We start from the raw sequence: 13943 nt of genomic DNA on the forward strand, positions 1-13943 counted from the left end.
GATCACGGACAAACCAGGCGGATGTCAGTTGTCCGAAAGTGTCGGCTGCGGCAGTCACACCACGTCACGGTATCGTGGCATTTTCAGGCCGTTGGCCAGGCACCCTGAGCGGGCATCTTGTTGGGCCCGGTGCGGTCTTTGCCACACCTCTTCAGGGCATAACAGGCAGCTTGCCACGCTGCCTTTGATTCATCTGCACCAAAGCGACGTGTTCGATTCTGTCTACGACTACCTGTTAAGTCTAGAAGAGCGCAGGCCGAGGCGTTCGCTCACTGAGTATCTTTCAAGTCATCCTGGAGCTCGATGAGAGGGGGGCAAAGCACTTACTTGGCGGGAAGGATCATCACCCACAACACCACCGTGGTCAGTGCCCCCAACGCACTGCACGCTCCGGCGATCAAATGACGGACGACGGGGTATTCAGACTGCTTGAGCCTGGCGATAACCAGAAGCCAGGTTCCGACAAAGGCCCCTAAAACCGCCATCAACGTATAGAACATGAATACAACGCCCCGTGCCGAGTTTCCTCCGGGGACAAACCATCTGTTGAACAGAATCAGCACCGCAATCCCGACAATAAAACTACCCACGGCACCTGCCAGATTAGCGAGCCACAGATTCATGGTGCCACGGTTCCTCACCACCCCAATCCACATCCCCACTGTCGCAGCGAAGAACACCAACATGCCGATTAGCTGCATTCAATCCTTTTCCTTGTTAACCATGCCCCTGAAACCGCCATTGGGCATCCTTGATGAGATGAGGCGATGGAGGCACGATATCAAACTGATGGCTCAGTGCTGAAGGGCATTGTTGTTTGATGTGGGTTGGATTCCGAGTTGGAGATTTGTTTTTCATCGTAGGGGAAGGTGAAGTTTTTGAATTCACCGGCAGGACTTCGATGGTGGAAATTTCGACGCTGATTTCTCAGCATTTGCTGTGAGCTGAGTGATCGAAAACCCCGACAATCTCGGGGCTAATAATGCCTGTCCGTTAAGCGCAATCCCTGTGGGAGCGGGCTTGCCCGCGAAAGCGCCAGGTCAGCCAACATCAATGCTGAATGCACTGCCGTCATCGCAAGCAGTTGGCTCCCACAGGCTTCATACCTTACTGGGCGTGAGAGTCATCCCCATTTATCAGCCACTACCCTTCAGACTTCGCCGCTGTCCGGTTAGGTGTGGGAGTGGGAGTACGGTCACGCGTCAGCACCTTACAGCGCCCCCATCACGATTGCCGGCGCTTTTTTTATGCCAGCAAGCGTGAGTTATGGCAGCTGTGCGTGGGACGTCTTCGGACGGGGCGGCGGGGCGGTTCGCTTTTCTACAGACGAAAAAAGGCCTTGCAAAGCAGGACTTATTTTAATTTTTGTGCCCGAGGGAGTCAGGAGTGTTCCATAGGTCCGCAGAGGTATTCTAAACAAATGGATACAGCTTGCTTGCTACTGCGTAGCGAACTGTTTCGCTCAACCTTGCATATACTGCGGAAGCTTCGCATCAGCACAGCTCTCTTTGGCTCTGCGATTTCTAATTCTTTCAGTCTTTCGGGAGCGCTTTGATGACGCGCGAGGAAGGTAGTAAGCAGCAACCTGCGGATGAGCAGCTGAAGGTGCTTGGAAGCTTGCAACCGTTATCAGAAGCGACTGCCGTCTTACTACCCACAGATCCGACAGTGCGCAATAAGACTGATCCGCCAGTTCCCGCTTTTCAAGCAACCGAGGCCATTACGCCGGCTGCCGAAAAACGCTATCAAGCGTCAGAACTTCAAAGGGTGGGTGGTTCAATGGAGAAACTGGCTTGGACAACAGTGGCGGGTCAAGCCACAAAGGCTCTGGCAGAAAAAGAGCTCCACCCATCTCGTAACTATCAAACCGCGCTGGATGCGATAGAGAAGGCGTTGATCCCAACTCGTCAGTATCAAGCAACCTTAGACGCGGTTGAAAAGGTGCTTGCACCTGCACGCAAATACCAGGCAGCGCTGGACGCGATGGAGAAAGGGTTGGCTCCTACGCGAAAGTATCAGGCTGCGATGGAAGCGGTAGAAAAGGTGTTGGCTCCCGCACGTAAATACCAAGCAGCGCTGGATGCGATGGAGCAGGTGTTGGCTCCTACGCGCAAATACCAAGCTGCAATGGAGGCGGTTGAGAAATGGCTGGCTCCCGTACGTAAATATCAGGCAGAAATGGACGCTGTGGAAAAGGTACTGGCTCCCACGCGTAAGTATCAAGCAGCATTGGCCGCTGTGGAGAAAATGTTACAGCCATCGGACTCGCTCAAAGCGATGATGGCGGTAGTAGATATGAACCAATCGTCTGCTTCTTTGGGATCAATTTTAGGGAGTTATGAGACTCTTCAGTCGTCTCCAATTTTCAATTTACTGGTATCAACCAACCCGAAAAAAATTGAATCTTTGATTGAGCAGTACGAGCGCGCAGGCGAGAGTTCTACGATTTTCGATGGTCTAGGCCATGCTGAATTAGATATTGCTGAAGCTCGCTCGAGTTCAAGGGACGTTGAGGCCGAAATTGTTCAGTCGCTGCAGGACGACAGCACTACTCAAAGACTCACTGTCCAAGCAATGGCTTTTTTGATTTTGTTTCTTGCCGCCCTGCATACCTTCTATTCTGAAATGGCAAAGTGGAAGGACTTTCGTGAATCAGTATGCGATATGCAGCAGCGCCTCCAGACATTCGAATCTCTAGCTCAGGCGCGTAAGGTCGTGCGTAATGCTTTGTGCAATATGCCCGCAGAGTTAAAGAACAGCTTTCGTTTGACGAAGGCAGAAGGGGTAAACCTCCGCGAGGGACCAAGTATGAAAGGGGATGTCATTTTAACCCTTCCTAAGTTCGCGACTCTTGAAGTAATCGATTCGGATAACCGAGATTGGTTACTCGTTATCTATAAGCATGAGGGGCTAGAAATCGAAGGGTGGGTCTCAAGGAAGTTTGTCCGATCGGCTTCGAAGTGATCGAGAAAAGGGGGCACCCATTAGTCGGTTTCCAGTCAAGGCGTGGCCCCTGCGTCTGTGCGCCTATCAGGCATTACCGATTTTAGGCCGTCCCCTTCATTCACTGAATATCTTTCAAGTAATTCTTGAGCGTATTGAGCGGAGCTTCAAGCTGCTCCATCGTCCGTGCATTGCTGAAATCAGCAGATAACCGATACAGCTCACGCCCCAGCGGCGTATCAACACCGCCTAAAGCTTCCATCGCCAAACCCGCACAATGCGCCACTCTAAACTGAATCCCCTCAACATCCCCCCGCCGCACCAACAACCCAAAAACCTCCCGCTCATAATCACTCATGATCGGATCATCCCGCAGAATCGGGCTTTCACCTTCCGTCTCATAAGCCAGCTTGAAGGCGAAAAGGGCAACGGTTTCCAGTGGCAATTCCATTGTGTGAATCCTTGATTCGTTAGCCGAGCGGTTTCGGGTTGTGGCGTTGGAAAGCAAGATCAAAAGATCGCAGCCTTCGGCAGCTCCTACACGGGACGGTAGGTGTCAGGTACTTTCTTGCAGGCGAAAAAAAAGGCCTTGCAAAGCAAGACCTTTCTTAATTTTGGTGCCCCGAGGGAGACTCGAACTCCCACTTCTTGCGAAAACGGATTTTGAATCCGCCGCGTCTACCAATTCCGCCATCAGGGCTCAATGGCGGCGAAGTATAGAGATGAGATAACCGTTGGTCAATCAGGTACATGGAGAATTTTTGATATTTCCGCTAGACTTCCCGGCCCTGCTAGACGAACCCCATCATGCGCGTTGCTGACTTTACTTTTGAGCTCCCTGATTCGCTGATTGCTCGCCATCCTTTGGCCGAGCGTCGCGGTAGTCGTCTGTTGACCCTGGACGGGGTCAGCGGCGCCCTGGCACACCGTCAATTCACTGATTTGCTTGAGCATTTGCGCCCGGGCGATTTGATGGTGTTCAACAATACCCGGGTGATTCCGGCGCGGCTGTTTGGCCAGAAGGCTTCCGGCGGCAAGCTGGAAATTCTGGTGGAGCGGGTGCTCGACAGTCATCGCGTGCTGGCGCATGTGCGTTCCAGCAAGTCGCCGAAGCCGGGTTCGAAGATCCTGATCGACGGCGGTGGCGAAGCCGAAATGCTGGCGCGCCACGATGCGTTGTTCGAGTTGGGGTTCGCCGAAGAGGTGTTGCCGCTGCTTGACCGCGTCGGGCACATGCCGTTGCCGCCTTATATAGACCGCCCGGATGAAGGCTCGGACCGCGAGCGTTATCAGACGGTCTACGCCGAGCGCCTGGGCGCGGTGGCGGCGCCGACGGCGGGGCTGCATTTCGATCAGCCGCTGATGGAGGCGATTGCTGCCAAGGGCATCGAGACTGCGTTCGTGACCTTGCACGTTGGTGCCGGCACGTTCCAGCCGGTGCGGGTCGAGAAGCTTGAAGATCACCACATGCACAGCGAGTGGCTGGAAGTCGGTCAGGACGTGGTCGATGCAGTCGAAGCCTGCCGCGCTCGCGGTGGTCGCGTGGTGGCGGTGGGGACTACCAGCGTGCGTTCTCTGGAAAGTGCCGCGCGCGATGGCGTGCTCAAGCCGTTTAGTGGCGATACCGACATCTTTATCTACCCGGGCCGGCCGTTTCATGTGGTCGATGCCTTGGTCACCAACTTTCATTTGCCTGAATCCACGCTGTTGATGCTGGTTTCGGCGTTCGCCGGTTATCCCGAGACTATGGCCGCCTATAAAGCCGCCGTCGACAACGAATACCGCTTTTTCAGCTACGGTGATGCGATGTTTATCACCCGTAATCCCGCGCCTACCGCCCCTAAAGAAACAGGCCCAGAGGAAACAGAATGAGTCGCACCAGTCGCATGTCTTTTGAGCTACTTGCCACCGATGGCAAGGCTCGTCGCGGTCGCTTGACCTTCCCGCGCGGTACCGTCGAGACCCCGGCCTTCATGCCGGTGGGCACCTACGGCACGGTCAAGGGCATGTTGCCGCGGGACATTACCGCCACCGGCGCGGAAATCATTCTGGGTAACACCTTCCACTTGTGGCTGCGTCCTGGCACCGAAGTGATCAAGAAGCACGGCGATCTGCACGATTTCATGCAATGGAAAGGTCCGATTCTGACCGACTCCGGCGGTTTTCAGGTGTTCAGCCTGGGCGCGATGCGCAAGATCAAGGAGGAGGGCGTGACCTTCGCTTCTCCGGTCGACGGTGCCAAAGTATTCATGGGCCCGGAAGAGTCGATGCAGGTCCAGCGCGATCTGGGCTCCGACATCGTGATGATTTTTGACGAATGCACCCCGTACCCGGCCGACGAAGATGTCGCTCGTGTATCGATGGAACTGTCGTTGCGTTGGGCCCAGCGTTCGAAAAACGCCCATGGCGATAACACGGCGGCGCTGTTCGGCATCGTTCAGGGCGGTATGCACCAGGATTTGCGCATGCGCTCCCTGGAAGGCCTCGACAAGATCGGCTTTGACGGCCTGGCCATCGGCGGTCTGTCGGTGGGCGAGCCCAAGCACGAGATGATCAAGGTGCTGGATTACCTGCCGGGCCAGATGCCGGCTGACAAACCTCGTTACCTTATGGGCGTTGGCAAACCGGAAGATCTGGTTGAGGGTGTGCGCCGCGGTGTGGACATGTTCGATTGCGTGATGCCAACCCGTAATGCCCGCAATGGGCATCTGTTCATTGATACAGGCGTGCTGAAGATCCGTAACGCGTTCCATCGCCATGATGATTCGCCGCTGGATCCGACCTGCGATTGCTATACCTGCCAGAACTTCTCCCGTGCTTATCTGCACCATCTGGACAAGTGCGGCGAAATGCTGGGTAGCATGTTGAATACCATCCACAATTTGCGCCATTACCAGGTGCTTATGGCTGGTTTGCGCGAGGCTATTCAACAGGGTACATTGGCCGCCTTTGTCGATGCCTTCTACGCCAAACGCGGGTTACCTGTTCCGCCTTTGGACTGAGTTTTCTGACCCCAAGATTCAACATTTGCAACTGGAGTGCTAAATGAGCTTTTTTATCTCTAATGCCATGGCTGACGCTGCTGCACCTGCGGCAGGCCCAATGGGCGGCGGCTTTGAGTGGATTTTCCTGGTCGGTTTCCTGGTCATCTTCTACCTGATGATCTGGCGTCCACAGGCCAAGCGCGCCAAAGAGCAGAAAAACCTGCTGGGCAGCCTGCAAAAAGGTGACGAAGTTGTGACCACCGGTGGTATCGCCGGCAAGATCACCAAAGTCTCCGACGACTTCGTTGTTCTGGAAGTCTCCGACACCGTCGAAATGAAATTCCAGAAAGGCGCCATCGCCGCCACGCTGCCAAAAGGCACGCTCAAAGCGATCTAAGTTTCAACTTCTACTCAATCGACGGGGCGCGCAAGGCGCCCCGCGTCATAAGCGGGCGGCGTGATGCTGAACAAATACCCTCTGTGGAAATACATTCTGATCCTGGCGGTGCTGGCGATCGGTCTGATTTATTCCGCTCCCAATCTATACCCTGATGACCCGGCCATTCAGGTCAGCGGTGCAAGCACTGCACTGCAGGTTACTCAGGCTGATCTGGATCGTGTGAGCACCGCGCTCAAGGAATCCGGGATCAACGTCAAGGCGGCCACTTTGGCTGCGGGCGGCAAGGGCGGCCTGATCCGTCTGACCAAGGCTGAAGATCAGCTGCCAGCCAAAGACGTCGTGCGCAAGGCATTGGGTGATGACTACGTCGTTGCACTGAACCTGGCACAAACCACTCCGCAATGGCTGCGCAGCTTTGGCGCGCACCCGATGAAGCTGGGTCTGGACTTGTCCGGTGGTGTGCACTTCCTGCTGGAAGTGGACATGGACAAAGCCCTCGACGCACGCCTGAAAGTCTACGAAGGCGACGTCAAGAGCCTGTTGCGCAAAGAGCGTCTGCGCTATCGCAGCCTGCCGCAACTGGGTGGTGCCATTCAGCTGGGCTTCACTGATGAAGCAGCCCGTGAAGAAGCGCGTGCGCTGATTCGCAAGAACTTCAACGATTTCGACATTGTTCCGGCCGACCTCAATGGTCAACCGGTACTGCGTCTGGCGATGACCCCGGCCAAGCTGGCGGAAATCCGCGAATACTCCATCAAGCAGAACCTGACCACGGTACGTAACCGCGTCAACGAGCTGGGTGTTGCCGAACCTATCGTTCAGCGCCAGGGCGCCAACCGCATCGTGGTTGAGCTGCCGGGCGTGCAAGACACTGCAGAAGCCAAGCGTATCCTCGGCAAGACGGCCAACCTTGAGTTCCGTCTGGCGGCTGAGCCTGGCGCTTCGAAAGCCACTTCCGAGTCGTTCGAGTTCCGTGAAGGCAATCGTCCTGCGGCGCAGATCGAACGTGGCCTGATCATCACCGGTGACCAGGTAACTGACGCCAAGGCTGGCTTCGGCGAGCACGGCACGCCAGAAGTGAACATCCGTCTGGATGGCCACGGTGGCGAGCTGATGAGTCGTGCGACTCGCAGCAACGTCGGTCGCAGCATGGCGGTGATCTTCATCGAACAACGTCCGGTCACCACTTACACCAAGCAAGTGATCAACGGCGTCGAGAAAGACGTACCGGTTCAGACGTTTAAAGAAGAGAAGAAGATCATCAGCCTGGCGACCATCCAGTCGCCGCTGGGTGCCCAGTTCCGCATCACTGGCCTGAACGGCCAGGGCGAATCGTCCGAGCTGGCGCTGCTGCTGCGTGCCGGTGGTCTGGCGGCACCGATGTACTTCGCTGAAGAGCGCACTATCGGCCCAAGCCTGGGTGCTGACAACATCACCAAAGGTATCGATGCATCGCTGTGGGGCATGCTGTTTGTCTCGCTGTTCATCATGGCTATCTACCGCTTCTTCGGCCTCATCGCCACCGTCGCGTTGACGGTGAACATGGTGATGCTGCTGGCTTTGATGTCGCTGCTGGGTGCAACGCTGACCCTGCCGGGTATCGCCGGTATCGTGTTGACCATGGGTATGGCGGTCGACGCCAACGTTCTGATCTTCTCGCGGATACGTGAAGAGATCGCGGCGGGCATGACTGTGCAACGGGCAATCAACGAAGGCTTCGGCCGGGCATTCACCGCGATTCTCGACGCCAACCTGACAACCTTGTTGGTCGGCGGGATTCTCTTTGCCATGGGCACCGGCCCGGTCAAAGGCTTCGCAGTGACCATGTCCCTCGGGATCTTTACCTCGATGTTCACGGCCATCATGGTGACCCGCGCGATGGTCAACCTGATCTTCGGCGGTCGTGACTTCAAGAAGTTGTGGATTTAAGGGGCTGCCATGTTACGTACAATCAACTTCATGGGCGTTCGCAACTTCGCGTTCGGCGTCACATTGTTCCTCACGGCATTGGCATTGTTCAGTGTCGCCACCAAGGGCATGAACTGGGGCCTGGACTTCACCGGCGGTACGCTCATCGAGCTGACCTACGAGCGTCCGGCCGATGTCACCAAAGTGCGTGAGCAGCTGGTTACATCGGGTTATCACGAGGCGATCGTACAGAGCTTCGGTGCGACTACCGATTTGCTGGTGCGTATGCCAGGTGAAGACCCGCAGCTGGGTCATCAGGTGGCCGAGGCCTTGCAGAAGGTCGGTGGCGACAACCCTGCGGTGGTCAAGCGCGTCGAATTCGTCGGCCCTCAGGTCGGTGAAGAGCTGCGCGATCAGGGCGGCCTCGGCATGCTGATGGCGCTGGGCGGCATTTTGATCTACCTGGCTTTCCGCTTTCAGTGGAAGTTTGCGGTCGGTGCGATCGTATCCTTGATCCACGACGTGATCGTGACCATCGGTATCCTGTCGTTCTTCCAGATCACCTTCGACCTGACGGTACTGGCGGCGGTGCTGGCGATCATCGGTTACTCGCTCAACGACACCATCGTGGTATTCGACCGGGTTCGTGAGAACTTCCGGGTACTGCGCAAGGCCAGCCTGATCGAGAACATCAACATCTCGACCACGCAAACCCTGCTGCGGACCATGGCGACGTCGATCTCCACTTTGCTGGCGATCGCGGCCCTGTTGTTCTTCGGTGGCGACAACCTGTTCGGCTTCTCCATTGCCCTGTTCATCGGTGTTCTGGCGGGTACTTACTCGTCGATCTACATCGCGAACGTGGTGCTGATCTGGCTGAACCTGAGCAGCGAGGACCTGATTCCTGCTGCGGCGGTCGAGACGGAAGTCGACGACCGTCCATAACGGTTATCACTTTTCCAGCTGTAAGCCGAGAAGGCGCGAGTATTGAACTCGCGCCTTTTTTTATGCTCCAAGGCTGGGAGAAGCGCGGGCATGTCCCGCATGTGATGGTCAGGAGGTTCATGTGAACAAGTCGATGCTGGTTGGTGCAGTATTGGGTGCTGTTGGTGTGACGGCCGGGGGTGCTGTTGCCACCTACAGCCTGGTCAAAAAAAGCGGCCCTGAGTATGCGCAAGTTCTAGCCGTTGAACCGGTCAAGACACAAATCAAGACGCCACGTGAAGTATGCAAGGACGTTGCAGTAACCCGGCAAGCGCCGGTAAAAGATCAACACCAGATCGCCGGTACGGTGGTCGGCGCGCTGGCGGGTGGCCTGTTGGGCAACCAGATCGGCGGCGGCACAGGCAAGAAAATCGCCACAGTGGCCGGTGCGGTCGGCGGCGGTTATGCGGGTAACAAGGTGCAGGAAGGCATGCAGGAGCGTGATACCTACACCACCACTCAAACCCGCTGTAACACCGTGAATGACATCAGCGACAAGGTTGTAGGCTACGACGTTCGTTATTCGCTGGATGGCAAGGAAGGCAAAGTGCGGATGGATCGCGATCCGGGCAACCAGATTCCGGTCGACAAGGAAGGCAAGTTGATCCTGGGGCAGAACGAACCGGCTCAACAATAAGCTGAGCGCCTCACGCAAAAAAGAAGCATCCCGCAGGGGATGCTTTTTTTGTGCGTGCGCCAGGCATGGCGCGTTGCGCGCAAGCGCAACCAGCTTGGCTGTGGTGGCCTCGCTGGTGACTTGGAGGTGAAAGTCCTCTACACACCCGGCAAGGGGAAGTGTTAGCCAGAGGCAAGGGTGTCGCGGGTGACCGCGAATCTGAAGGAAGCCCGAGGCAAAATGCTGGCCTGACGAACAGCAAGCGGATAGAGGCGGCGCAGCGGGGTAAAGGGGCGTGTTTCCCTAAAGCCCAATACTTGCACGGGACGCTGCGACGTAGATCCGACAGGCATAAGCAGGAAGGTCGCGCGAATTACCCTGGGAGATCTGCACGTTTGCCACAGTGCTACCGAGCGTCGAGAGGCGACGGGATGAACGTGCAGAAGTCAGCCGAGGCCGTAGTAAGTGGCGAATAACCCCGTCACCAAGGGCTGAACAAGTTATGCCGCCAGTAGGCGTCAAAGTCTCGTTGAATACCGAAATGCAGAAAGTTCTCCAAGAGAAGACTGTTACTCCGAGTCCCGGACAGTATCCGAGGATGACGGCTGACAGCGCACAGGTATCGGCGGCGTCTGTGACGTGGACGAACGCGGAGCCGGACACGCTGATGGAGCGGGTGCTTGCACCGGTCAACCTTAGGCGTGCGTATCAACGTGTGGTCAGCAACAAGGGCGCACCGGGTGCCGATGGCATGACGGTCGACGACTTGGCGGACTACGTGAAACAGTACTGGCCGACCCTCAAGGTGAGGTTGCTGGCCGGCGAGTATCACCCGCAGGGTGTACGCGCCGTTGACATCCCCAAACCCAAAGGTGGAACACGGCAACTGGGTATTCCCAGCGTCGTGGATCGCTTGATCCAACAGGCACTGCTGCAACAGCTCACGCCAATCTTCGATCCTCTGTTCTCGGACTACAGCTACGGCTTTCGTCGGGGTAGAAGCGCTCACCAAGCCATCGAAACCGCTCGCGGCCACGTGGCAGCGGGTCACCGCTGGTGCGTGGAACTTGATCTCGAGAAGTTCTTTGATCGGGTCAACCACGATGTCCTGATGGCCTACGTGGCGCGTCAAATCGAAGACAAGCGTGTGCTCACGCTGATCCGTCGTTACCTCGAAGCGGGAACGATGTCGGGCGGACTCGTCAGCCGACGGCAGGAAGGGACGCCGCAAGGCGGCCCGCTCTCGCCGTTGCTGTCGAACATCCTGCTCAACGAACTCGACCGCGAACTTGAACGGCGAGGCCATCGCTTCGTGCGTTATGCCGACGACGCGAACATCTATGTGCGCAGCCAGCGAGCTGGCACACGGGTGATGGCCGGTGTTGAGCGTTTCCTGAATCAGCGCCTGAAACTGACGCTGAACCGGGAAAAGAGCCACGTAGCACGGCCTTGGGTCTGCGACTATCTGGGTTATGGGATGAGCTGGCATCAGCAACCGAGGCTGAGAGTGGCGACGATGAGTCTGGGTCGCTTGCGCGACCGGTTAAGAGACCTGCTGCGCGGGGCGCGGGGCCACAAGATGGCGAATGTCATCGAACGGATAAACCCTGTACTGCGCGGGTGGGCAGGCTACTTCAAGCTCAGTCAGAGCAAACGGCCACTTGAGGAAATTGACGGCTGGGTGCGGCGCAAACTTCGCTGCGTCGTCTGGCGTCAATGGAAGCGGCCCTCAACGAGGGCACGTAACTTGATGCGCCTGGGGCTTAGCGAAGCTCGCGCCTGCAAATCAGCCTTCAATGGCCGAGGCCCATGGTGGAGCTCGGGAGCATCTCATATGAATCAGGCGCTGCCGAAGAAGCTATGGGATCAACTTGGGTTGGTCTCGGTACTGGATACGATAAACCGGCTTAGCCGCATAGCTTGAACCGCCGTATACGGATCCGTACGTACGGTGGTGTGAGAGGACGGCGGATGTAAATCCGCCTCCTACTCGATCTCAATTTTATGTGTCAGCGCCAACGTGCTATGAAAGACTCTTCATTTTCCGCGGCCTTACGCCTGCCTGTCTGAGACCCCATGCCTGCCATCGATCATCCCCTGATAGACCAGTTCCTCGACGCCCTGTGGCTGGAAAAAGGCCTTTCCGATAACACCCGCGATGCCTATCGCAGTGACTTGGCCTTGTTCAACGGCTGGTTGCAGGAGAAGGGTCTGGAGCTGATCAACGCCGGGCGCGAGTTGATCCTCGATCACTTGGCCTGGCGCCTGGAGCAAAACTACAAACCCCGTTCTACTGCGCGATTTCTCTCTGGTGTGCGTGGCTTCTATCGCTATTTGCTGCGGGAAAAGCTGATCGCTGTCGATCCGACCTTGCGCGTCGATATGCCGCAACTGGGTAGGCCGTTGCCTAAATCCTTGTCGGAAGCCGATGTGGAAGCGCTGTTGGCCGCGCCAGACCTGAGCGAAGCTATCGGTCAGCGTGATCGCGCCATGCTTGAGGTGCTTTATGCCTGTGGCTTGCGGGTGACGGAGCTGATCAGCCTGACGCTGGAACAGGTCAACCTGCGCCAGGGCGTGCTACGGGTGATGGGCAAGGGCAGCAAGGAGCGGCTGGTGCCGATGGGCGAGGAGGCGATTGTCTGGGTCGAGCGCTACATGCGCGACGCTCGTGGCGAGTTGCTGGGCGGACGTCCCAGCGATGTGCTGTTCCCCAGCCTTCGCGGCGAACAGATGACCCGCCAGACCTTCTGGCATCGCATCAAGCACCAGGCCAAGGTCGCCGGGATCGGCAAGTCGCTGTCGCCGCATACTCTGCGTCATGCCTTCGCCACGCACCTGCTCAACCACGGTGCCGACCTTCGAGTGGTGCAAATGCTGCTCGGCCACAGCGATCTTTCGACTACCCAGATCTATACTCACGTCGCCCGCGCACGCTTGCAGGACCTGCATGCCAAACATCACCCGCGCGGCTAGCGCAGCTCCTGTAATGGAAATGCTGACCTGTGGTGAGGGGGGTTGTCAGAACGCCGCACCGCCCCGATGGGTTGCGAAGCAGCCCCTCTTTGGCGATCTCTATCCGATATATGGATCGAAGCGTGAGGATTGACGACTGCTGCGCAGCCGAACGGGGGCAAGCCCCCTCGCCACAGGGGCCTTATGTGGTAGGCTTTGCCGGTTTGTACGATGGGCGGTTATGACCCGGTGTTTCGGCACGGGTGTTCTGATCGTCCCATTTGTCCGCCTTCAGGAGTTCTCATGCGTCTGACCCAGATTTTCGCCGCCGCAGCCATTGCGTTGGTCAGCACCTTTGCCGTCGCCGATGACGCGGCCGACAAAGCCATTCGTAAAAGCCTGGAAAACCTCAATCTCGACGTGCCGGTCGAAACCATCACCGCCAGCCCGTTGCCAGGTCTGTACGAAGTCAAACTCAAGGGCAGCCGCGTGCTTTACGCCAGCGCCGACGGCCAGTACGTTGTTCAGGGCTACATGTTCCAGCTCAAGGACGGCAAACCGGTCAACCTGACCGAGAAGACCGAGCGCCTGGGCATTTCCAAACTGATCAACAACATTCCAGTGGCTGAAACCGTGGTCTACCCGGCTATCGGCGAAACCAAGTCGCACATCACTGTCTTCACCGACACTACTTGCCCGTACTGCCATAAGCTGCACGCCGAAGTGCCGGAGCTGAACAAACTGGGTATCGAAGTGCGTTATGTTGCATTCCCGCGCCAGGGCCTTGGCTCGCCGGGTGACGAACAACTGCAAGCGGTGTGGTGTTCCAAGGACAAGAAAGCCGCCATGGACAAAATGGTCGATGGCAAGGAAATCAAGGCCGCCAAGTGCGAGAACCCGGTTTCCAAACAGTTCGCCCTCGGTCAGTCGATTGGCGTGAACGGTACACCGGCCATCGTTTTGGCCGACGGACAGGTCATTCCGGGCTACCAGCCTGCGCCACAAGTCGCCAAACTGGCACTGGGCGCGAAATAATTTCGCATCGTCATGGTCAGCCTTTGACGATCATGGTTCGGCGGCAATATTGTCGGGCCATTAATAGAGAGCCGCGGGTATGCGGCTGTTTTCACGGCCGGCCTTGAGTCGGCCGTTTTAT

The 13943-nt window shown here is 57.1% G+C and carries 12 protein-coding genes, 1 tRNA gene and 1 pseudogene; 11 read left to right on the forward strand and 3 right to left on the reverse strand.

Annotated elements, in window-relative coordinates:
* Positions 1–323 precede the first annotated feature (323 nt).
* On the reverse strand, positions 324–701 hold the full coding sequence (locus AB3226_RS19770; RefSeq protein ID WP_367374283.1) for a hypothetical protein: 378 nt from the start codon (positions 699–701) through the stop codon (positions 324–326).
* A gap of 126 nt (positions 702–827) precedes the next feature.
* On the opposite strand from AB3226_RS19770, the pseudogene AB3226_RS19775 reads away from it, so the two are divergent.
* Together AB3226_RS19775 and AB3226_RS19780 are read left to right on the forward strand one after the other, a co-directional pair.
* Positions 828–943, forward strand: a pseudogene (locus AB3226_RS19775) (PH domain-containing protein); the annotation flags it as partial.
* A 611-nt stretch (positions 944–1554) separates the two neighbouring features.
* The gene (locus tag AB3226_RS19780; protein ID WP_367374284.1) at positions 1555–2964 is read left to right on the forward strand and encodes an SH3 domain-containing protein; all 1410 of its coding nucleotides are present in this window, start codon (positions 1555–1557) and stop codon (positions 2962–2964) included.
* Between the two features lie 100 nt (positions 2965–3064).
* Here the strand turns inward: AB3226_RS19780 and AB3226_RS19785 are convergent, their stop codons facing one another.
* Positions 3065–3394: a hypothetical protein gene (locus tag AB3226_RS19785; RefSeq protein ID WP_367374285.1), complete on the reverse strand. Its 330-nt coding sequence runs from the start codon at positions 3392–3394 to the stop codon at positions 3065–3067.
* Positions 3395–3558: 164 nt separating this feature from the next.
* Positions 3559–3643, reverse strand: a tRNA-Leu gene (locus AB3226_RS19790).
* 107 nt (positions 3644–3750) lie between these two features.
* Between AB3226_RS19790 and queA the strand changes: the two genes are divergently transcribed.
* From queA to dsbC, 9 genes are all read left to right on the forward strand, one after another.
* Positions 3751–4815, forward strand: a complete 1065-nt coding sequence (gene queA, locus AB3226_RS19795; protein WP_367374286.1) for a tRNA preQ1(34) S-adenosylmethionine ribosyltransferase-isomerase QueA — start codon at positions 3751–3753, stop codon at positions 4813–4815.
* A gap of 14 nt (positions 4816–4829) precedes the next feature.
* Entirely contained in the window at positions 4830–5945 is a 1116-nt protein-coding gene (gene tgt, locus AB3226_RS19800) for a tRNA guanosine(34) transglycosylase Tgt (RefSeq protein WP_162130630.1), read from the forward strand.
* 43 nt (positions 5946–5988) lie between these two features.
* Positions 5989–6324 (forward strand): preprotein translocase subunit YajC, encoded by a 336-nt coding sequence (gene yajC / locus AB3226_RS19805; protein WP_008014002.1) that lies wholly within the window; start codon positions 5989–5991, stop codon positions 6322–6324.
* A gap of 63 nt (positions 6325–6387) precedes the next feature.
* The gene (gene secD / locus AB3226_RS19810; RefSeq protein WP_367374287.1) at positions 6388–8256 is read left to right on the forward strand and encodes a protein translocase subunit SecD; all 1869 of its coding nucleotides are present in this window, start codon (positions 6388–6390) and stop codon (positions 8254–8256) included.
* Between the two features lie 9 nt (positions 8257–8265).
* Positions 8266–9180 carry a protein translocase subunit SecF gene (secF, locus tag AB3226_RS19815; RefSeq protein WP_367374288.1) on the forward strand — a complete coding sequence of 305 codons (915 nt, stop codon included), beginning with the start codon at positions 8266–8268 and terminating at the stop codon, positions 9178–9180.
* Between the two features lie 121 nt (positions 9181–9301).
* Positions 9302–9856: a glycine zipper 2TM domain-containing protein gene (locus AB3226_RS19820; protein ID WP_038979087.1), complete on the forward strand. Its 555-nt coding sequence runs from the start codon at positions 9302–9304 to the stop codon at positions 9854–9856.
* Between the two features lie 481 nt (positions 9857–10337).
* Positions 10338–11759, forward strand: coding sequence for a group II intron reverse transcriptase/maturase (gene ltrA, locus AB3226_RS19825; protein ID WP_367372100.1), 1422 nt, complete (start codon positions 10338–10340; stop codon positions 11757–11759).
* A 152-nt stretch (positions 11760–11911) separates the two neighbouring features.
* Positions 11912–12808, forward strand: coding sequence for a site-specific tyrosine recombinase XerD (gene xerD, locus AB3226_RS19830; protein ID WP_019651849.1), 897 nt, complete (start codon positions 11912–11914; stop codon positions 12806–12808).
* Between the two features lie 282 nt (positions 12809–13090).
* On the forward strand, positions 13091–13822 hold the full coding sequence (dsbC, locus tag AB3226_RS19835) for a bifunctional protein-disulfide isomerase/oxidoreductase DsbC (protein WP_123719896.1): 732 nt from the start codon (positions 13091–13093) through the stop codon (positions 13820–13822).
* Positions 13823–13943: the final 121 nt, after the last annotated feature.

It is taken from the genome of Pseudomonas lini (assembly GCF_964063345.1).
Taxonomy (GTDB): Bacteria; Pseudomonadota; Gammaproteobacteria; order Pseudomonadales; family Pseudomonadaceae; genus Aquipseudomonas; species Aquipseudomonas lini_B.

Bases quoted from the DNA above. Each gene is read 5' to 3' on its own strand.
- ltrA (WP_367372100.1), top strand. From the start codon at position 10,338: ATGCCGCCAGTAGGCGTCAAAGTCTCGTTGAATACCGAAATGCAGAAA.
- secD (WP_367374287.1), top strand. From the start codon at position 6,388: ATGCTGAACAAATACCCTCTGTGGAAATACATTCTGATCCTGGCGGTG.
- xerD (WP_019651849.1), top strand. From the start codon at position 11,912: ATGCCTGCCATCGATCATCCCCTGATAGACCAGTTCCTCGACGCCCTG.
- queA (WP_367374286.1), top strand. From the start codon at position 3,751: ATGCGCGTTGCTGACTTTACTTTTGAGCTCCCTGATTCGCTGATTGCT.
- AB3226_RS19770 (WP_367374283.1), bottom strand. From the start codon at position 701: ATGCAGCTAATCGGCATGTTGGTGTTCTTCGCTGCGACAGTGGGGATG.
- secF (WP_367374288.1), top strand. From the start codon at position 8,266: ATGTTACGTACAATCAACTTCATGGGCGTTCGCAACTTCGCGTTCGGC.
- yajC (WP_008014002.1), top strand. From the start codon at position 5,989: ATGAGCTTTTTTATCTCTAATGCCATGGCTGACGCTGCTGCACCTGCG.
- AB3226_RS19785 (WP_367374285.1), bottom strand. From the start codon at position 3,394: ATGGAATTGCCACTGGAAACCGTTGCCCTTTTCGCCTTCAAGCTGGCT.
- AB3226_RS19780 (WP_367374284.1), top strand. From the start codon at position 1,555: ATGACGCGCGAGGAAGGTAGTAAGCAGCAACCTGCGGATGAGCAGCTG.
- tgt (WP_162130630.1), top strand. From the start codon at position 4,830: ATGTCTTTTGAGCTACTTGCCACCGATGGCAAGGCTCGTCGCGGTCGC.
- dsbC (WP_123719896.1), top strand. From the start codon at position 13,091: ATGCGTCTGACCCAGATTTTCGCCGCCGCAGCCATTGCGTTGGTCAGC.